The sequence below is a fragment of the Arenibacter certesii DSM 19833 genome (assembly GCF_000429545.1).
Classification (GTDB): domain Bacteria; phylum Bacteroidota; class Bacteroidia; order Flavobacteriales; family Flavobacteriaceae; genus Arenibacter; species Arenibacter certesii.
In genome coordinates, this window is the sequence record NZ_AUCB01000003.1 from 93427 (window position 1) to 113095 (window position 19669).

At 38.0% G+C, this 19669-nt stretch carries 17 protein-coding genes and 1 tRNA gene; 6 read left to right on the forward strand and 12 right to left on the reverse strand.

What is annotated here, in order from left to right; translation table 11 throughout:
• The first annotated feature begins 200 nt into the window (after positions 1 to 200).
• Both G466_RS0100400 and rsmI read left to right on the forward strand, forming a co-directional pair.
• Positions 201 to 878, forward strand: coding sequence for a hypothetical protein (locus tag G466_RS0100400; protein ID WP_026811849.1), 678 nt, complete (start codon positions 201 to 203; stop codon positions 876 to 878).
• A 132-nt stretch (positions 879 to 1010) separates the two neighbouring features.
• On the forward strand, positions 1011 to 1682 hold the full coding sequence (gene rsmI / locus G466_RS0100405) for a 16S rRNA (cytidine(1402)-2'-O)-methyltransferase (protein WP_026811850.1): 672 nt from the start codon (positions 1011 to 1013) through the stop codon (positions 1680 to 1682).
• A gap of 33 nt (positions 1683 to 1715) precedes the next feature.
• On the opposite strand, the gene G466_RS0100410 is transcribed toward rsmI, so the two are convergent.
• Positions 1716 to 2306 (reverse strand): carboxymuconolactone decarboxylase family protein, encoded by a 591-nt coding sequence (locus G466_RS0100410; RefSeq protein WP_026811851.1) that lies wholly within the window; start codon positions 2304 to 2306, stop codon positions 1716 to 1718.
• A gap of 49 nt (positions 2307 to 2355) precedes the next feature.
• Here G466_RS0100410 and G466_RS0100415 point away from each other — a divergent pair, with 49 nt between their 5' ends.
• From G466_RS0100415 to recJ, 3 genes are read left to right on the forward strand one after another with little or no spacing between them, the layout of a single operon-like run.
• The gene (locus G466_RS0100415) at positions 2356 to 2781 is read left to right on the forward strand and encodes an OsmC family protein (protein ID WP_229797144.1); all 426 of its coding nucleotides are present in this window, start codon (positions 2356 to 2358) and stop codon (positions 2779 to 2781) included.
• 25 nt (positions 2782 to 2806) lie between these two features.
• Positions 2807 to 4717, forward strand: a complete 1911-nt coding sequence (locus G466_RS0100420; protein WP_051315468.1) for a peptide-N-glycosidase F-related protein — start codon at positions 2807 to 2809, stop codon at positions 4715 to 4717.
• 5 nt (positions 4718 to 4722) lie between these two features.
• A complete protein-coding gene (gene recJ, locus G466_RS0100425; protein ID WP_026811854.1) occupies positions 4723 to 6420 on the forward strand; it encodes a single-stranded-DNA-specific exonuclease RecJ in 1698 nt (565 codons plus the stop codon).
• Between the two features lie 71 nt (positions 6421 to 6491).
• Here the strand turns inward: recJ and G466_RS0100430 are convergent, their stop codons facing one another.
• From G466_RS0100430 to G466_RS0100475, 9 genes are all read right to left on the reverse strand, one after another.
• Entirely contained in the window at positions 6492 to 7274 is a 783-nt protein-coding gene (locus tag G466_RS0100430) for a UDP-2,3-diacylglucosamine diphosphatase (protein ID WP_189356632.1), read from the reverse strand.
• A 9-nt stretch (positions 7275 to 7283) separates the two neighbouring features.
• Positions 7284 to 7733 (reverse strand): 6-carboxytetrahydropterin synthase QueD, encoded by a 450-nt coding sequence (queD, locus tag G466_RS0100435; protein WP_026808808.1) that lies wholly within the window; start codon positions 7731 to 7733, stop codon positions 7284 to 7286.
• A gap of 40 nt (positions 7734 to 7773) precedes the next feature.
• Positions 7774 to 8973, reverse strand: coding sequence for a CehA/McbA family metallohydrolase domain-containing protein (locus G466_RS0100440; protein ID WP_026811856.1), 1200 nt, complete (start codon positions 8971 to 8973; stop codon positions 7774 to 7776).
• A 185-nt stretch (positions 8974 to 9158) separates the two neighbouring features.
• On the reverse strand, positions 9159 to 10484 hold the full coding sequence (gene nhaA / locus G466_RS0100450) for a Na+/H+ antiporter NhaA (protein ID WP_026811857.1): 1326 nt from the start codon (positions 10482 to 10484) through the stop codon (positions 9159 to 9161).
• A gap of 325 nt (positions 10485 to 10809) precedes the next feature.
• Positions 10810 to 11406, reverse strand: coding sequence for an RluA family pseudouridine synthase (locus G466_RS0100455; RefSeq protein WP_308427463.1), 597 nt, complete (start codon positions 11404 to 11406; stop codon positions 10810 to 10812).
• A 551-nt stretch (positions 11407 to 11957) separates the two neighbouring features.
• Positions 11958 to 12434: a DUF4199 domain-containing protein gene (locus tag G466_RS0100460; protein WP_026811859.1), complete on the reverse strand. Its 477-nt coding sequence runs from the start codon at positions 12432 to 12434 to the stop codon at positions 11958 to 11960.
• Positions 12435 to 12437: 3 nt separating this feature from the next.
• Positions 12438 to 13205 (reverse strand): enoyl-CoA hydratase/isomerase family protein, encoded by a 768-nt coding sequence (locus G466_RS0100465; protein ID WP_026811860.1) that lies wholly within the window; start codon positions 13203 to 13205, stop codon positions 12438 to 12440.
• 105 nt (positions 13206 to 13310) lie between these two features.
• Positions 13311 to 14645, reverse strand: a complete 1335-nt coding sequence (locus tag G466_RS0100470) for an MATE family efflux transporter (RefSeq protein WP_026811861.1) — start codon at positions 14643 to 14645, stop codon at positions 13311 to 13313.
• A gap of 12 nt (positions 14646 to 14657) precedes the next feature.
• Complete coding sequence (locus G466_RS0100475) at positions 14658 to 15158, reverse strand: GNAT family N-acetyltransferase (RefSeq protein WP_026811862.1); 501 nt, start codon at positions 15156 to 15158, stop codon at positions 14658 to 14660.
• 352 nt (positions 15159 to 15510) lie between these two features.
• On the opposite strand from G466_RS0100475, the gene G466_RS0100480 reads away from it, so the two are divergent.
• A tRNA-Ala gene (locus G466_RS0100480) sits at positions 15511 to 15584 on the forward strand.
• A gap of 67 nt (positions 15585 to 15651) precedes the next feature.
• Here the strand turns inward: G466_RS0100480 and G466_RS21195 are convergent.
• Both G466_RS21195 and G466_RS0100490 read right to left on the reverse strand, forming a co-directional pair.
• Complete coding sequence (locus G466_RS21195; RefSeq protein WP_034234331.1) at positions 15652 to 16917, reverse strand: PQQ-dependent sugar dehydrogenase; 1266 nt, start codon at positions 16915 to 16917, stop codon at positions 15652 to 15654.
• A gap of 332 nt (positions 16918 to 17249) precedes the next feature.
• Positions 17250 to 18500, reverse strand: coding sequence for an amidohydrolase family protein (locus G466_RS0100490; RefSeq protein ID WP_229797143.1), 1251 nt, complete (start codon positions 18498 to 18500; stop codon positions 17250 to 17252).
• Positions 18501 to 19669 lie beyond the last annotated feature (1169 nt).

Consider the following 19669-nt stretch of genomic DNA (forward strand, 5'->3'; position numbering starts at 1 on the left):
TGTAATTTTAGACGAAAGTTATTTGTTTTCCGTTAGTTTAATAGGAGGCATAAAATTATCAAAAAAATAAACCATGTGGCAGTAATGTTGAGAAAAGTTGATTAAAGGTCCATTATTTAATAGCCACACCTAGTAGAACTTTGTATAATTGTGAAATTGGAGCTCCTTTGGAGTCCAACTTATAGTAAAAATCATTAAAAATGAAAAAGAGACTTAAAGAAGAACTGAGGAAATTATCAACCGAAATTATTACCGCAAGGAGTACGGGGGATATTACTTCACTATACGAATCGGCAAGGGAATTATATGAAAAGTTAGCGGTCTTAAAATATATTGAGGAAAAATTAAACGAAGTGGAGATAGACGTTTCCAAAAGTGCTATTGGTTCAAAGTTTGAAACTATGGCCAATTCGGTACTAAGTGCAAACTCCTCCGTACCCGAAAGCAATCCACATGAAGAGGATATTATTACACCAGGGATAGAGACAATTAAGGATATGGTTTCTGAAATGCCCAATCCCACAACTATAGACGAGGTCCTTTCTCAATTTTCTTCCAACTCGGAACTGATCAACGATAAGGATCTTTTTATGCCCAAGGTAGTGGCAAACACTAAACCCGTTGCCAATGCACACGCAAACCACACCCATAGGAATATTAAGATAGATCTAAATGATAAATTAGCCTTCGTAAAGCATCTATTTAATAATAATATGGAAGATTATAATAGAGTTTTATCGCAACTCAGCACTATAGACACTGAAGAACGATCTATTTCATTTATTGTAAATATGGTAAAGCCAGATTATGATAATTGGGTGGGCAAGGAAGAATACGAAACTCGTTTTATGAATATAATCTCCCGTAAGTTTTCTTAGGGTTAGGCTAAAATTATCATATAAAATCTAAGGCACCTAATTCAATTTAATTTAAATCTGGGGGATTCCATGTTTTATTGATGTGGTGTAGGGGTGTTTTTTGATTATTTTTGCCAGCTATCAAAAATTTTAATGGGGAAATTATACATTGTACCAACACCAATAGGTAATCTAGAGGATATTACTTTTAGGGCTATAAGGGTACTAAAAGAAGTAGATCTTATTTTAGCGGAGGATACTAGAACTAGTGGTAAGCTACTACATCATTATGAAATAGGCACTAATATGCAGAGTCACCATATGCACAACGAGCATAAGATGGTAGATGGAATTATTAGGCGCTTACAGGCTGGAGAAAATATTGCTCTTATTTCCGATGCTGGAACGCCTGCTATCTCAGATCCTGGGTTTTTACTGACCCGTGCCTGTGTCCAGAACAATATCGAAGTAGACTGTCTTCCCGGAGCTACTGCATTTGTGCCTGCATTGGTTAACAGTGGTCTACCCAATGATAAATTTGTGTTTGAAGGGTTTTTGCCTGTAAAAAAAGGAAGGCAAACAAGGTTAACACTCCTTGCTGAGGAACAAAGAACCATTATTTTTTATGAGTCGCCCCATAAATTGGTGAAAACCTTAGGCCAATTGGTTACTTATTTTGGAGCGGATAGGCAAATATCAGTATCTAGGGAAATTTCCAAGATGTACGAGGAAACTATAAGAGGGACTATAAGCGATGTTTTAGAACACTATACTGCAAATCCGCCGAAAGGGGAAATTGTGATCGTTTTGGCAGGTAAAAAATAATTTGGATTTCTAGGTTACATCATTATAAAACCTTTAAGCATGCTTTCCTTTCTGCCAACCGTATTTTTCGAGATATTGCTTCCCACTTTTAATGGCATCTTCTTCCATGGTAGTACCCATGGTATCATTCCATCTATTTAAAAATCCGAACAGGGAAATAACGCCAAGTATTTCTACAATTTCACCTTCGTCCCAATATTTATATAGGTTTTGTTTAATCTTTGGACTCATCGTATTAGGAACTTGTGAGGCCGCCAGACTAAAGTCTAGCGCTGCTCTTTCTGCTTCAGAAAAAGCAACATGTGTCCGGTACTCCCATATGTTATTTAATTTTTCAGCCTCGGCACCATAACGTTCGGCGGCAAGTATAGCATGTGCCTGGCAATACCTACACCCAGTGGCATTACTACTAACCCACGCAATCATTCTCTTTAAGGCGGAATCTACCCTCCCCTTATTGGCCATTACAGCCTTATTCAGATTAATAAAAGCCTTAGAAATTTCAGGTCTGTGCTGCATAGTCAAAACGGAATTGGGACAGAACCCTAAAGTTTCGTTGAAAAATTCTGCCAAAACTTTAGTTTCGGGGTCGTGGTCTGGATCTAATGGTTTAACAAGCGGCATGGTTATAGATTTATACGTATTTTTGGCTTCTACAAGTAACAAAAAATTTATACTGATGACAAATCATATTACTACAAAATGGTTGGGCAACATGGCCTTTGAAAGCAATAACCCTTCTGGGAACAACTTAATTATCGATATTGCACCGGAAGATGGCGGAGAAGGACAAGGGTATCGCCCAAAAGCTTTAATGTTAAGTAGCCTTGCGGGTTGTTCTGGTCTTGATGTGGCCTCCTTGATGAAGAAAATGAAATTAGAAGTAGAGGAGTTTAGAATAGAAACTATTGCCGATATTACTGAGGAACACCCTAAATATTATGATAAGGTTACTATAGAATACCATTTTAAGGGAGCTAATTTGGAGGAGAAAAAATTACAGCGTGCGGTAGACCTTTCCATTGAAAAGTATTGTGGTGTAATGGAAATGTTCAGGAAATTTGCAGAATTGGAAATCAAAACCATTTTTCATAAGTAATACCGAGAACCCCTAATTCTTCCCAATGATTAAAAGATATTTATCTATTCTGAGCGTCCTTTTTGGATTGCTTCATGGTTTGGTTGCACAACATACCCAACATATTATATCACACAATAAAGAAACAATTGTTACGGACCCTTCCAAAGGTGCAAATAGCTATAAGCGAGAGGTAGTATTCCCAAGTAATGAGCGAGAAATTAGGCAGATAATGCTTAATTTAAAATTCGAATGTCCGGATGGGATGCGCTGTGCTGACTGGGATTATGTTGATCATATTAAGGTACAACCTAAAAACGATTCTATCTCTTATGAGATTGCAAGGATGTTAACTCCTTATGGAGGTCGCTTCCAAGAGGATTGGGGGTTTAGTTGGAAAGTAGATCTTACCGATTTCAGTCCTATTTTAAGGGATAGCGTAGTGGTAGATTATATCCATACAGGATATGAAGACAATAAGACTAGGGGTTGGAAAGTAACCGTAGATTTTGAAATTATCTATGGTAAACCCGTTGTGGAAGCATTGGCCCTCCATAAAATCTATGATGGAAACTTTAGTTATGGTGATAAGAATGATCCTATAGAGAATCATTTAGTGCCAGTAAACCTAACAGCTAATAATCAGTTTAATCTTGGTAAGGTTAAAGTTTTACAGACCGGTCATGGAATGGATGCTAATGGATGTGGAGAATTCTGTGATAAATACCGTGAAATTCTACTTAATGGGCAGGTAATCCACTCCCAGCAATTGTGGATGAAATGTGGAGGTAACCCGTTGTATCCACAGGCGGGTACTTGGATTTTTGATAGGGCAAATTGGTGCCCAGGATATTTATTACAGCCAGATGAGGTGACTTTTACACTAGATTCCAAAGAAGTCTATACTATAGACCTTAACATGGAGCCATATGAAACGGAAAACCCTAGCGCCAGAGAACTGTTGGTCGCCTATGTATTGGAATATGGTAAAATTAACTCCGTAAATGATGTAGCGTTGGTCGATATTATTACCCCATCCAATGAGGAAATTTACAGTAGGAAGAATGAATCCGGAGCCTTGGCAGTTATCAGAATAAAAAATAATGGAAGGGATAATTTAAAGTCCGTGATGGTTCATTATAATGTGGAGGGCGAAAAGATCAAAAAGTTTAAATGGGAGGGCGACCTTCCCTTTGGGGAAACGGCATTGTTAACCCTGCCGGAGGAGATCTATACCGATAAAGAGTCGGCTACATTTTATGTAGAATTAAAAAGGCCTAACGGTAAAAAAGATGGGTTTACAGGTGATAACGCGAAGCAGTCTGTTTATAAGCGCCCCGATATTTTGCCAGAAACCAGTGTTATCTACTTTAAGACCAATAATAAGCCAGGGCAGAATCAATATAAAGTGATGGATAGCTTTGGGAAAATAATGTTTAAGAGGGATAGTGTTGAACTCGCTCCCAATACTATTTATAGAGACACCCTACAACTGCCAAAGGGGAACTATACCTTTATGGTGGAAGATACAGCAGGGGATGGACTGGAATTTTGGTACAAGGCCAAGGATGGTAGAGGAGATGTGAGACTATTAGATACCATGGGCCGTGCTATTAAACATTTTAATTCCGATTTTGGAAGCCATATTATTTATAACTTTAGGGTAGAACCCAATACTACTTATCAATTGGACAATGCGCCGTCGGTAACCATGTTCCCCGCTAGAACCGATGGACCTGTTACCTTGGATTACTTTTCGAACGAGAAGAAAAAAGTAGAGGTAATCATAACCCAACAAGAGGACGAATCCAAGATTATGGAAACACATTCTTATGGTGAGCTGGATAAGGGGATCCTTACCTATGATCTTTCCTACTTGCCAAAAATGCGCTACTATCTAAAGGTGGTGGTAGATGGCAAAGAGATATTTAAAAATAGGATTAGGTTAAAAGAGTAGTACCTATGCGCTGGACCATTAAGCCAAAACCGGAAGAGGAGCAGATTAAAGCCCTAGCTACTGCATTGGGTGTAGACGGTCTGGTGGCACAACTGTTATTGCAGCGTGGCATCACCACTTTTGAAGAGGCCAAAAATTTCTTTAGGCCTAAGCTTTCCCAGTTGCATGATCCTTTTTTAATGAAGGATATGGAAATAGCCGTTGCCCGAATTGAAGAGGCGGTAGCTAATGGTGAGAATATTTTGGTCTATGGGGATTATGATGTGGACGGCACTACTTCCGTAGCGTTGTTGTCTTCTTATTTGGACTCCTACTATCCCAATGTAGCTACCTATATTCCAGACCGATATACAGAGGGTTATGGAGTTTCGTTCCAAGGAGTGGATTTTGCGGAAGACAACGGTTTTACTTTAATCATTACTTTAGATTGTGGGGTTAAGGCAATTGATAAAGTAGAATACGCTAAACAAAAGGGCATCGATTTTATTATCTGCGACCATCATAGACCTGGTAGCGAACTCCCCCAGGCGATAGCGGTGCTAGATCCTAAAAGGGAGGACTGTTCCTACCCATACGATGAACTTTGTGGTTGCGGGGTGGGTTTCAAACTTATTCAGGCCTTAGGATCAAGGAGAGGAGAAACAATAGAAGATCTTATTCCCTATTTAGACTTGGTCGCTACCGCCATTGGGGCGGATATAGTACCTATTACCGGAGAGAATAGAATTCTTGCCTATTGGGGACTACAAGTAATCAATCAAAATCCTAGAATAGGTTTTAAGGCGATTATCGATCAGATAAAGAAAAGTGAACTTACGATTACCGATGTTGTTTTTATCATTGCACCGCGTATTAATGCCGCCGGACGAATGGAGCATGGACAACATGCAGTAAATTTATTGCGAGAGCAGAATTTGGAAAGGGCACAACAGTTTGCCAAAGAAATAGAGGTATATAATACGGATAGAAGGAATCTAGATCAGGAAATTGCCAAGGAAGCACTGTTGCAGATTTCGGAAAATAAGGAAGAAGAGGGGTTCACCTCTGTAGTCTACAAGGAAACTTGGCATAAAGGCGTTATAGGAATCGTGGCTTCCCGACTTATAGAGACGTATTATAGGCCTACGTTGGTCTTTACAAAAAGTGGGGATAAGTTAGCAGCCTCTGCACGTTCCGTCAAAGGTTTTGATGTGTATAGGGCCTTAGAAGAGTGTGCAGATACCATTGAACAGTTTGGAGGGCATAAATATGCTGCCGGACTTACGATGTTGGAGGAGAATTATGAGGCTTTTAAGGCTAAGTTTGAAGAAGTAGTTTCTCAAAATATCGATAAAAAGCTATTGTCCCCAGAAATTATGGTGGATGCCATGATCTCACTAGATCAAATAAGCCCTAAGTTAATGCGCATTATAAAGCAATTTGCTCCGTTTGGCCCCGGTAACAGTGCGCCCGTATTTATGGCGAAAAACCTAATGGATGCGGGGTATGCCAAAGTGGTAGGACAAGATGGGGGGCATTTAAAATGTCGACTTGCAGATGCTAACGTGGGTACTAAGGGCGGAAGTATTGATGCCATCGGATTTAATTTGGGTACTAAATTAGATCTAATTAAGGAAAAGGGTTTTAGTGCCGTTTTTTCCTTGGATGAAAATGAATGGCAAGGAAATATTAGCCTTCAATTAAAGTTGAGGGATATTAAATAAGCTCTATTATTATCATTAAATATTAGGAATAAGGGACCTGGTAAACGATGTTGTCTAACTGAAAAAGAAGTTTAGATTTTAGTAGACTGCGCATCATACTTTTCCAAGGAGAGCTTGTTGTCTTGGAAAACACCATAGGTAAAATAGGTGATCCAATCCCCGAGGTTAATGTAGGTCGATTTTTCGTTCAGTTGAATTTCCAGAGGCAGATGGCGATGTCCAAATATAAAATAATCGTAATGCTGCTGTTCCAATTTACGTCTGCAATAATGTACCAGCCATTCATTTTCGTCCCCTATAAATTGTACATCCTCATCTCCGGAGATCATCTTGTTTTTTACGGACAGATATTGTGCCAATTTAACCCCCAAGTCCGGATGTAGCCAATTGTACAGCCATTTAGAAAGGGGATTGGTAAATATCTTTTTCATGCGTTTATAGCCAATGTCCCCAGGGCCTAACCCATCTCCATGACCAATTAAGCATATCTTATTGTTTAAATTAAAGATTTGCGGTTCATGGTATACAGGGATATTTAGCTCCTCCTCAAAATAGCCATTCATCCAAAGGTCGTGGTTGCCTACAAAATAGTAAATCGGGATTCCCGAATCGGTGATTTCCGCTAGTTTTCCCAAGGTCCGGGTAAAACCTTTTGGTACCACAGTTCTATATTCGAACCAAAAATCGAACATGTCGCCCAATAGGAAAATGGCTGCAGCATCCTTCTTAACCTCGTCTAACCAAGCTACAAATTTCTTTTCCCTAGGAAAACTCAATTCTGGGGTAGGGGCTCCAAGATGATGATCGCTGGAAAAATATATTTTTTTGCCTTCCGGAACTATAATGGACTTCATCTTGGGACTTTAATTATCAGAAGCGTACCATTCAGCAAAGGAAGAATCCGTCTCTTGAAGTCTAAGGGAGAATAATTTGATGTTTTCCGGTAATCTTCTTTTTATTTTCTCGGCAAAGTGGATTACCATATTTTCACTAGTAGGTTGGTAATCTGCTAAAATAACATTGTGTCCCCTATCGGTAAGTTCCTTAGCCAATTCTACGTGAGGCGTGTTTTTATTGAAGACCGTAGCGTGATCATACTTATCCACTATTTCTTCCTTTACTATTTTTTTTAGGTCTCCAAAATCGATAACCATACCTAATTTAACATGGTTGGTATCGGTAATGGGGGTTCCTATAACCGTTACGGAAAGCTTATAGCTATGTCCATGTACGTTTCTACATTTGCCATCATACCCGAACAAGGCGTGTCCCGTTTCAAAATTAAACTGCTTGGTAATACGAATTTTACTCATAACTATAGTTTGCGCTGCAAAGGTAACCCATTCCGGCAAATTAATTAGAGATAAGTATAGGCTGTGTCCATGCTACCTCATATTTCATGTTTTCTATGGGATTTTCCTGTTGTTTGTTCGATGTGATTTTGCAGCGCACAAAAAGAAGGTCTTTTGGGAATTTGTATTGTGCCTGGGAAGCATCCACGGATAAAAGTTCTTTTGTTTCTGTTTCCCCCTTAAGGCAACCTATAAAAGAAATAGTGTACTTTACCCCTGGCTCCGTTTCTACAGCGACCACTATGCTTTCGGGAGTGCGCTCTAGGGAAGTTAGAGAAACCCCTGTAGAAGCGTAAAAATCACCTTTTTCCATGGCATGGATCAAGGAGTGAGCAGATAAGGTATCAGTTTGGACCATCACCCAGCCCCTACCGGCATTGCTAAATTGGTGACCTTTTTTATGGTAGTTGTGAGAATCGTCGGTAGCCAATCCATACATCAGGGGCTTATTCTCTTTTATATAGGAAATATTGATCTGATCCCACATTTCTTCCGTGGAGATATGGGTAGAATCTCCTTGATTATGTACCATATGATGTCCGTTGTATACTTCAAAGAATTGTTCTCCTTTTAAAGCGATCATGTCCTCTAGGGTAACGCTATAAAAGAAATTGGGGTGGTTAATATGTGGCATTATTGGGATGCCTGTTTCTTGGCGTTGTTTTAATACTTCATCCAAGTTGTTCTGCATGGTTTCTGCAACGCTGTTACCACCTTGTGGATCAATTTTACGCTGTATATTGGTGGCGTTTATATGAACATGTTTATCCTCATATTTATCGGTGATTTCTTCAGAATGTATGACAAGGAATTCTCCTGGTTTTTCTAAAAGCTGACTATATTCTGAATAGGTTTTTAGCCTTACCATTATTTTTCCTGAGTCCCTTTTATAATCTACCCAATCTTTCCCATAGGTGTTTAGGTAATTATTAAAGCTATTTTGAAAAAGGGAATCGCTTCGAACCTGGATCCACTTCTCTTCCATAGCAATGGTATTATGGTCCGATAAGGCTATGAATTGATAATTGTTGGATTTATACCAGTTCAGAATAATTTCGGGAAACTCGTCCCCATCGCTCCAAAAAGAATGTGTATGAAGATTGCCCTTGTACCACTTCTTCTCATTGTTCTCTTTTTGAGCTAAGCCACTTATAGAGAAAAGAAGTAGGATTAATACTAAGGAAGATAGTACGTTTTTCATGTGGAGCTTTTTTACCTATCAAAAGATAATGAAAAAAGCTCCAAATTTCATGAAAATTGCTGAAAATGATTTTTTTACGATTGGATGATGGCTTTTATACAGATGTAAATTAGGCTATGTAGCTGAGGTGAAAATGGCACTTAAGCCTAACCTCATTCCTATCCTAAATTTAGTTATTTACCGAATTAAAGTGCTGGCTGTTTCTTTAAGAACATATACCCAACTACAGCTCCAATTATTGAGGCAATAAAAATTCCTATTTTGGCTTGTACCATATACACTTCACTAGTAAATGCTAGAGAGGTAATGAACAGAGACATGGTAAATCCGATAGAGGCTAAGAAACCTATTCCAAATAAATTTTTAATACTCATGCCATGTGGTAGCGGTGCTACTTTTAGTTTTACTAACAACAAGGTTGCGCCAACCACTCCAATTAATTTTCCTATTATAAGTCCAAGTGCCACCCCTAAAGCTACGTTGGTGCTAAATAATTGATCCGGGTCAATGGCTATGGAAACCCCAGCATTGGCTAATGCAAACACAGGGATGATGAAAAAGGTAACAAAAGGATGCATGCCGTGTTCTAAGCGTTGTAAAGGTGGAATGATTTTTCTAGTGTTATCCTTTACTTCATCTAAAATATGTATTTGCTCATTTGTTAAAGTGGGGATATTGTGGTTGGGATCAATTCTTTGAAATTTTGCTAAATACGTCTGAATCTTTTTGATGTATGTGCTTTCCTTAATTCTCATATCTGCAGGAATCGTGAAAGCGGCAAGAACTGATGCAATAGTTGCGTGTACTCCTGACAGCAAAAAGGCTGTCCAAACACCTGCAATTCCTAAAATAGCATAAAATAAGATATTTCGTATACCCATTTTATTTCCTATAAACATAATCAGTACAAAGCCTAAACCTATTGAAAGGCTTATCAATGAAATATCTGAAGTATAGAAAAATGCGATGACCATTACTGCTATTAAATCGTCTATAATAGCTAAAGCTGTTAAAAATACTTTTAACGATAATGGGATTTTGTCACCTAACAGATATAATATACCAAGGGCAAACGCAATGTCCGTAGCCATTGGAATACCCCATCCATTGCTGGCCTCACCAGAGGGGTTTAATACTATATAAATTATTGCAGGAACAATCACTCCCCCAATAGCAGCGCCAATAGGCAATAAAGCTTTTCTTGGATTGGAAAGTTCCCCTCCAACAATTTCTCTTTTCAGTTCTAAACCAAGAACAAAAAAGAAAACCGCCATTAATCCATCGTTTATCCAGTGAAGGAGACTGTAATTTAGAAAAGGTTCTCCTTCGAATTGTAACCCTAACTTTTGTTCAAAAAAACTGAAATAAAATTCAGATAAAGATGAATTTGCTAAAATTAAAGCAATTACAACACTTATAATCAGTACGATTCCGCCTGATTTTTGTTGGTTCATGAATTTTTGAATTGGGTTGGTTACTCTGTCAATAGGATAACGCTTCTCTTCTGCCATAATTTTCTGATCTTTTTGTGTAGCTTTACAAAACTACATTTTTAAAATTACCACCCGCATTTTTCCATAAATTTTTAATTACATTCATTTTTTAGTTCCACTTCGATTAGGAAAATGCTATTAAACGTAAGGGAGACATAAGAAACGCTTGATCCGTTTACATTAAATTTTGATGTAAGATGTCGTTTATGATTGCAAAACTTCATCAGAACAAGTGAATTACAAACGGCGGATACCGCAAAAATAACTTTTGTAGGACTAAATGAAATTTAGAACTTATAAATTAACTATATGAAAGTGTCTATAGAAAATGTGTCCTTTCTGTTTATATGAATTCAGTTGGAAATAATTTCTGAAACTTTATAGGAAGCCCATCTTCAAAATAAAGTTCCTTTTGGGTAAAAGGATGAACGAATTTTAACGAAAATGCATGTAAATACAAGCCTTTTCCCTTTAATATTAATTGTTTAATACCATATTCACTATCACCTAGTATTGGGTGGTTAATACTAGATAGATGTTTTCGTAATTGATGTCTTCTTCCCGTCATAGGTTTTAATTCTACTAGGTTGAGTTTTCCGTACCTTTTTGAGGATACTGATATAATTAGCCTATAATTGGATTGTGATTTTTTTTCATCAATATCAGAAGTAATTTGTCCGCTATTTTTCATTTCACCAATGGTAACGGCATAATAGGTTTTTTCTACTTCTTTTGTCTCAAACATTTTATTTAAAGCGCGAATACTGCTATTAGATTTTCCAACTAATAGAATACCTGTGGTGGCAAAATCTAATCGATGCACAGGTTGAGGTTTTGTAGCGTCAGGAAGAGTACTAGGTTGAATATTTTGAGCTAATGCATTGCCAATAGTTTTGAAATTATTCCCGCTTACCAAAACCCCAGCTGGTTTATGAATCACCGCCAAATAGTCATCTTCAAATAGTACTTTTAAAGGAAAGACCAGCTTCTTTCTTGGACTGGTTTCTTTTGGAGGGGATAAGGTTATGCAATCGCCGCTATTTATTAAAGTTGCGGTAGTAGCAATAGCGTCGTTAACGGTAACGCGGTTTTTCTTTATTGCTTTTTTTAAAGCTGATTTGGTTATAGCTGAATTGAAAATTCCGACTCCATATTCCTGTAGTCGAATAGGTGACGGTATATTGGGTACAATATGTTTTTCGGTTGGGCTGATATTAGATTGTTTTTTTTAAGTGTCGATGTAAAATACAATTATCTTTTCAGCCTTTTCTATTAGCAAACCAAATTTAGGTTGAGGTTTTATAAGAGTATGTTAGAACAGTCTACTGCTAGTACTTGTTACCTCTTATATTTACGTTTGTTATTAACCCTGTTAGCAAAAAAGATTACAAGAAGAACAAGGGCAAGTAGAGGAAAAACAAGGTCGCTATTTAGAAACGATATAATATCCATGTCACAAATTTTAGATTATAAAACGTAAAAACATACAGCTTATTGTTTTTTTACAAAAAAGGCTACAATAGCCGAGGTGATGACCCCCATGGTTAAAGCGCCAAAAAAGGCTTGTAGCATATAACTCCCTAGGCTAAAGTAGTTTTCTGCGGTTTCTCTGGTTACTTTATTTACTTCTACGGAGTAGTCAATTAAATTGTTGAAAAAATCTGGGGAGATAACAGTACTAGTGATATATGGGATGAGAGGACTAAATAGGGCGATAATTATACTTATGGTAACACCGGAACTAAAGCCTTGCTTCCAACTCATTTTTCCTTCGTAGTCGTTTTTTCTCTTATCCAAAAGAGCCAGCACAAATATGGTAATGGCAACAACTGCAAACAAGTTGGTGTAAAGGAGTTGTTTTCCTATATGGACATCGTGCAGGCCAACATAATTTTCCAAAATCATCCATGCTAAGTTGGCAAGTAGGAACCGTATGGCCCATTTAAACTCTAGGCGAATTTTATTCATTTTTTATTTTTTGAATTTTTCAAGCACGGTTGAGGTGTATTTGGACAATGCCAATCTCCCGGTTATTTCTGCTCGTTCTATTAACAGACTCTCCCAATGGCTAGTTCCTTCCCACAATACTTTTCGCCATTCCTCCAGCGCTTCAGGATTATATTTTGCTAAGTCTTCGGTTACTATTTCTATTTCCCGATCCATGGATTTTATGGTATTGAATATCTTGGAGAACAGACCTTTTTCTTGTGCCCAATAGGCATTTTTCCATTCGGTAGGTGCCAAGGAAAGCTCAGATAAGGCAGCAACCCCTATTTTACGTTGTACTGCTGGAGCAATTACTAAGGGGGCGATTCCAATAGTAAGTTCAGATAATCGTATGGATGCTGCTTCGGCTGCAAATACATAATCGCAGGCGGCAATAATACCTAGTCCGCCACCTACTGTTTTGCCTTGTATCCTTCCCACAATAACCTTCTTACAAGACCTCATTGCATTAATAATATTGGCGAACCCACTGAAAAACACCTTACCTTCCGCGGCTTTACTTACCTCTGTAAGCTGATCAAAAGAAGCTCCCGCACAGAAAGTGCCACTGCCCTCCGATTTTAATATTATTACCCTAACGTTTGGGTCTTGGGAAAGTTCGTTAAAGGTAGTGGTGAGGCGATTCATAAGTTCCAATACAAAGGAATTGCTTGCAGGATGCCCAAATTCTACTGTCGCAATACCATTATCAATTTTGGTATATAAACTACCATTTTGTCTAGTTGTGCCCATAACCTGTTTATTAAATTGTAAATTTCTTTTTTAGTCTAGTAAAAAGCTGCGTATACTGCTTACGATAATACTGCTATGAAATTTCCCGTTTTATCTCTTCCAAAATTAAACGTTTTGAAGAAGGGGACGAAACTTTCGGCGAAATTTCCAGATTAAGGCTCCCCCACGTATAAACATCCAAAGAGTAAAAGCAACCCAAATCCCATATATGCCCCAACCTAAAAACTTGCCGAGGAACAATATGGGTATAAACCCTAGAAATGAGGCTATAAGCAATACATTTCTAAGGTATTTCATTTCACCAAGTCCTTTGAACAATCCGTCAAAAATAAAGGCTACCATGTTCAGGGGCATGGAGAGTATCAGAATAAAAAATATGGAATAAAAGGTTTCCAAAACGGAAGGATCATTGGAAAAGATACGTCCTATGGGATAGTAAAATATAAAGCCTAGGACTACCAATCCCAAACTTACGATTAGGCCATATTTCATTATTTTTTTGGCTAATAACCATAACCCGTTGTAATTACTGGCCCCTAGGAGTTTTCCTCCCATAATATTGCCAGCCGCAGCGTATCCATCGATGAAAAAAGCGGAAAATAGCCATAGATTTATAGCAATGGTATGGGCGCCAATAAACCTATCTCCTAAGGCCGTTGCTTCCCTAACGGCAAGGATCATGGCGGCATTTAAGGCCAGTGCACGAATAAATAAATTTAAGCTCATTACAATCAATCGCCCTAATTCTGGATGCATGGGAAACCTAAGCGCTAAACTGATATCTGTTTTGGTAATTAAAAGAATAAAGGCCATAATAGCCATTACCCCTTGGGCAATAAGGCTGGCCCAAGCTGCACCTTCCAAGTATAGCGGAGAAATATAGCCCTCCACACCATAGACCAATATAATATCTAATACAATATTTAATACTGCTCCAGTAATGGCAATTAACATAGGGTAATAGGTGTTTTGTAGCCCTCGGAAGATACCCATTACTGCAAACACGAAGAGGGTTAGGGGAAATCCCCATACCCGTATGGAATAGTAAGAGATGCACAGCTCCAAAACTTTCCCCGTGGCATTCATTAAAACAAAGATTTCTTCTACGATGAAAATAGTAGAGAGGAGGACAATTATACTAAGAGAAATATTTAAGTAAATCGCTTGGGCAGGTAGGGACTGAATCTTATCTATCTTATTTGCACCTACATATTGGGAAATAATGGCCGAAATAGCACTTCTGGTTTGCCCTAGAATCCAGATTAGCATGGAGAGGAAAGACCCAACAATACCAGCTGCGGCAAGGGATTCTAGGCTGTATTCTGAAATATTCCCTACAATTGCGGTGTCTGTAATAGATAGTAAAGGTTCTGCAATTCCTGCAATAGTGGCGGGAATGGCAAGTTTGTTGATCGACTTGAAATTTATACTGGAACTCAAAAGGAAAAACTTTTATAGAATTAATTCATAACAAACAAAGGGGTATTTACTCTGCTTTGGAAAAAAGATATGACCCACTTCTTGGTAGCCCCTTTTTTTATAAAAGATGTTGTTCCGTTCGTTTTTACTAAAAGTATCTAACCTCACCGATACAGCACTATTATCTCGGGCAAAATTTTCGGCATAATCCATTAGGAGTTTACCATAGCCTTTCTTTTGATGTGTTGGATGTACTGCCAAACGATGGATATATAAATTATTATGGTATGGTGTGGACCATGGGATTGAAAAATATTCCTGATCCATATGGGTAGAAATTACTATGGTGCCCACTATATGGTTGTTCTCCATCAGAAGAAAAAGTTCGCCCCTTTGTATATCGTTCCCAAACGCTTCTTGGGAAGGGTAGCTTTCGTTCCATTGGTAAATACCATTGTCTGCCATGGCTTTTGCACAGGCAGCGGTAAGTTTAAGAATTGCTGGAATATCAGATTCCTTAGCCAAACGAATCATGTGAGCTTTTATTTAATGGGCAAATTTATGCTAATAACTTTAAGGAGCCATTTTTGCGGACTAAGAATTCCTAAATGATTTTGGAAGGTTGATGTAGAATAGATTAAAAATTGAATTGATTGTCAGGCGTTAAGTCGGATGGAAATATAAAATGTATCTGCGAATAGGATTAAGATTATAATAAAAGAAGAGGTTTTTAGAAATAAGGGGAATGCGCTATAGCGTATAAACTGAATTTCTAATCGCAAACAACTGTAATGGTGCTATTTGTTAAAAAGAATGAGATATATGTTAAATAGCTGAAATTGTATTTTGATAATGCAATAAAAAGTATTTCCTTTGCGTCGTTCTAGGGGGATTAGCTCAGCTGGCTAGAGCGCCTGCCTTGCACGCAGGAGGTCATCGGTTCGACTCCGATATTCTCCACTAAGAAACAAACAAAAGGCTTCCAAGAAATTGGAAGCCTTTTTGTTTTGGTATGGGTATCTATATCTTAATAGGTAATTTTAAAAACAGTTCCGTTGAGGTCTTCGGTTACATAAAGCTCTCCATTTGGACCTTGTGCTAAACCGCATGGCCTGAATTGTGCGGGGCCGCTAGGGTTGGCCAAATCTATTCCGGCAAAATTGTCGGCGAATATCTCCCAGTCTCCCGTTGGTTTTCCATCTTTAAAAGGTACAAAAGCCACTAAATAGCCTTTCTTTAGTTCTGGGGATTGCCCATGGAAGGCTATAAAAGCACCGTTTCTGTACTTTTCAGGGAACATGGTTCCGGTATAGAATAAAAGGTCGTTGGGTGCCAAATGAGCTGGAAATGCCATCATGGGGTCAATAGCATTTTCACCTGCCGTTTTCTCTCCATCACCACCGTATTCCGGAGCTAACATTTTTTGTTTTTTAAACTGATCATAATAGATATAGGGCCAACCGGCATCATCACCTTCCTGTAATTCATATAAGACTTCAGCAGGTAGTTCCGCACTGTGCTTGGCGGTGTAATGCTCAGGGTAATAATCATGGAAAGCCCCACGGCCATGTACCGCTGCAAATAAGGAATTGGTCTTATAGTTCCAATCAATTGCCACGGCATTTTTAATCCCTGTAGCATAGCGTTTTCCATCGGCAAAGGTTTGGTTTAGCTTGTTGGCATTAAATTGCCAAATGCCACCTGCTGAATCAAGGATAGCACATGGCATAATACCCTTGCCAGAACCTTGTTCGCGACAAGAATCGTTCCAAGACCCTATGGTGACATACATGTTGGATTGGTCATCTATTACAAATGGTTTGGCATTGTCAATCCCTTTGTCCGCCATGCCATCAACTATTTTTTCAGGATTATCAATATCAATGATTTCTTCGTTCTCGTTTAGTTTGTAGCGGAAAATGGCAGAATTGGAAGCGGTGTATAAATATCCGTTTTTTATTAATATTCCTGTTCCAGGAAAATCACTAAACAATTGTTGGTCATCAATGGTGCCATCTTGATTAGTATCTTTTAGAAGTACAATTCCCTTTCCATCCTTTAGGGTACCTCTGTTAACATAAATATCTCCGTTTTTGGAAACCGTCATATGTCTTAGGTTTCCTAAATCCTTGGCGACTACTTCAATGGAATATCCATCGGGAATGACGATTGCGGTTTCGTTAACTGGGAGTTGTGCCTTGTTTTTCGTATTCTGTTTGCATTGGGTGTTTAATATTCCCAAGAATGCAATAAGAGCTAATAGTAGAAAGCGTTTAATAATAATGTTTTTCATAAAATTGGTTTCAAAGGTTTTGATCGGGGCTAAAGATAGTTTTAGAATTTTATTAAATAATTTAAAATTCAAATTTCTTAAGGCATTTATTACTAATTGAGATCTGAATGCTTCTTTGTCCGTTGCGTTCTGGCGGGTGTCGATTTATTACCGTTATTTTCCTTTCCATGGCTCATGAGATTGCCTGGAGCAAATTGTCTTATGAAAATGCATAGCAATAAATACTTGTACAGTGCTGTAATTAAAGGAATTAATCATTTAGTTTCTTACAAATAGACAGTTATCAAGAGAGATAACGGTCTTTTTCAATTAGTTGAGACGCTGAACTAAAATTACAAGTCTAAGGGAATATCGTATTCCACTTCTTTACGGCGGAAAAGGAACTCTCCATTACGTACAGATGCCAATACATTTACTCTCTTGCGGATAGCTTCATACACAGAGCTTTCGTTTAAAACGATGAAGTTTGCTTGCTTTCCTACCTCTAAACCATAACTGTCTTGCATATTTAAACAACGCGCGCCATTATAGGTAATTAAATCAAAATTTGTTTTTACCTCTTTTGGAGACATAATTTGCGCTAAGTGAATTCCGTTATCTAGAATATTCATCATATTTCCATTGCCCATTGGATACCAAGGATCGTTTATTGAATCTTGTGCAAAAGCAACATTAATCCCTAAATCTAAGAACTCTTTCACCCTTGTTAGTCCGCGACGCTTTGGGTAGGTGTCCTGGCGACCTTGCAAATAGGCATTTTCAGTAGGACAAGAGATAAAATTCATCTTGCTTTTCTGGAATAAGTCCATCATTCTAAAGGCATAGGAGTTATCTGCAGAACCAAAGGAACAGGTATGACTTGCAGTGGTTCTTCTGCCATAGTCTTCCATAAGTACCAAGGCATTCAATAATTCCACAAACCGTGAATGTGGATCATCAGTTTCATCGCAGTGAACATCTATCAGTTTGTCATACTTTAAAGCGAGTTCTACTATATCATGAACGGATTTGTCGCCAAACTCACTGGCGGGTTCGTAATGTGGAATTCCTCCCACAGCATCAGCCCCCATTTTAAGAGCTTCTTCTACTAAATCACGTCCACCCTTATACATGTACATTCCTTGTTGTGGGAAGGCTACGATTTGAATATCAACGATGTCCTTTAATTCCTCTTTCATTTCCAGCATCGCTTTAAGTGCTGTGAAATTTGGATCTGTAACGTCTATATGTGTTCGGATGTGCTGTACTCCGTGGGAGACCTCATCTTTAATTCCTTTAAGGGCAAGCCTTTTTACACTTTCAGTTGTTAGGGTTTCTTTGAACTTTGGCCATAAATCAATAGCTTCAAACAGGGTGCCCGATCCTGCTCCTTCTTGTCCCAGTTCAGATAAGGTATAAACATAGTCCAAATGCAAATGAGGGTCTACATAAGGAGGTAGAACAAGTTTACCTTGGAGATCTATTTCCTCATCGCATTTTGGTAAATCTTTTCCAATCTGAGTGATTTTTCCATTCTCTACAATCATTTCGCTTGCTGCATCGTTGCGATAAAATGGTGCATTGAAAAACTTTTTTTTCATCATAGATTAATTTTTAATATTAATATATTCCATTGGGATATACCGATTTTCCCAATAAATGTTGGTCCACCCAATATGGGATGGAACTGCGATCCTCTAAATTGACTTTTAAAAATAATAAGTCTAGAAAGCTCAAAGCTATGCTATATGGAAGAGCGCTGATAGATAATTATTGTCCTATAGGAGGCATATTGAGGGCCTGTTGATTATTTGTACCTAGACCGAACAATAGGTGTTTCTGAAAAACGGAAGTAAAATTCGTCGTTTGATGTAAAAATAGGACAATGTTTGCGGTATTGGAAGAATCTATGACTTAATAATAAGAACCTTAGCCAACATTTAACTAATTCACTACGAATTTTCAGAGATCTATTGGAGGTTTACAGCTAATCTGCTGAAGATTTGTTTGGTTCAAGTGATTGAAGAGGGATGGATTGTGTCAAAGCCTGGCTAAAGTAGTGCCAATTTAAGGGTAGATTTAGATTTTTGTTCTATGGACTCGTGCTTTTTTTTTACGGGAAATCATTTGATTATACGTCTTGAGATTTGAAAAAATAGTTAAAACATAACTACTAGAATTTTTGTGATTTTCCATTATTTATCATGATCCAAATAAAAAGGAAAATAGGGGGGTGAAGTTGAAATCATAAAATAGAGAAGTCTCCAAACTGTTCATTTAATCTTTAGAAGTAGGGTCCATAATAAAGTCTCTTATATCGTCTTTGTCCTAGCAACCTTACGAAGCAAGAAGTTGCTGTAGCCTGCCATGTGGTAGATGTATACCACCTCGACTAACTATTTCATTGAGCTCTTAAAGTCCTCCATCACCTCTTTGGGATATTTCGTCAATTTTAACGCAATAGTCCATGCTCCATATTGCCACTGCTTTTAAATGCTTCGGATTCATCAACTAATTTCTTAAACCCGTAACCTGGTGCACTTGTTCTTTCTTTTTTTGTTCCCATCCGTAACAATATAGTTCATTTTCTTATCAGGAAGGTCAAAATCAAAAACCAATGTGTTCCATTGGTCTGGTCGCAATCCTTTTACTCCAAATTGTACATAGCAAACTTATGGGCATTATGGTTTATTGGGTTGATAGAGCCATTAATTAATATTCCAAAAGATATGGTGAATAGATTATTAATTCTAAAGAAATTGATACAATAGAT

What these genes read in the sequence shown, in the direction of transcription:
- G466_RS0100400 (WP_026811849.1), top strand. Translation starts at nt 201, where the DNA reads ATGAAAAAGAGACTTAAAGAAGAACTGAGGAAATTATCAACCGAAATT.
- rsmI (WP_026811850.1), top strand. Translation starts at nt 1,011, where the DNA reads ATGGGGAAATTATACATTGTACCAACACCAATAGGTAATCTAGAGGAT.
- G466_RS0100410 (WP_026811851.1), bottom strand. Translation starts at nt 2,306, where the DNA reads ATGCCGCTTGTTAAACCATTAGATCCAGACCACGACCCCGAAACTAAA.
- G466_RS0100420 (WP_051315468.1), top strand. Translation starts at nt 2,807, where the DNA reads ATGATTAAAAGATATTTATCTATTCTGAGCGTCCTTTTTGGATTGCTT.
- recJ (WP_026811854.1), top strand. Translation starts at nt 4,723, where the DNA reads ATGCGCTGGACCATTAAGCCAAAACCGGAAGAGGAGCAGATTAAAGCC.
- G466_RS0100430 (WP_189356632.1), bottom strand. Translation starts at nt 7,274, where the DNA reads ATGAAGTCCATTATAGTTCCGGAAGGCAAAAAAATATATTTTTCCAGC.
- queD (WP_026808808.1), bottom strand. Translation starts at nt 7,733, where the DNA reads ATGAGTAAAATTCGTATTACCAAGCAGTTTAATTTTGAAACGGGACAC.
- G466_RS0100440 (WP_026811856.1), bottom strand. Translation starts at nt 8,973, where the DNA reads ATGAAAAACGTACTATCTTCCTTAGTATTAATCCTACTTCTTTTCTCT.
- nhaA (WP_026811857.1), bottom strand. Translation starts at nt 10,484, where the DNA reads ATGGCAGAAGAGAAGCGTTATCCTATTGACAGAGTAACCAACCCAATT.
- G466_RS0100460 (WP_026811859.1), bottom strand. Translation starts at nt 12,434, where the DNA reads ATGAATAAAATTCGCCTAGAGTTTAAATGGGCCATACGGTTCCTACTT.
- G466_RS0100465 (WP_026811860.1), bottom strand. Translation starts at nt 13,205, where the DNA reads ATGGGCACAACTAGACAAAATGGTAGTTTATATACCAAAATTGATAAT.
- G466_RS0100475 (WP_026811862.1), bottom strand. Translation starts at nt 15,158, where the DNA reads ATGATTCGTTTGGCTAAGGAATCTGATATTCCAGCAATTCTTAAACTT.
- G466_RS21195 (WP_034234331.1), bottom strand. Translation starts at nt 16,917, where the DNA reads ATGAAAAACATTATTATTAAACGCTTTCTACTATTAGCTCTTATTGCA.
- G466_RS0100490 (WP_229797143.1), bottom strand. Translation starts at nt 18,500, where the DNA reads ATGATGAAAAAAAAGTTTTTCAATGCACCATTTTATCGCAACGATGCA.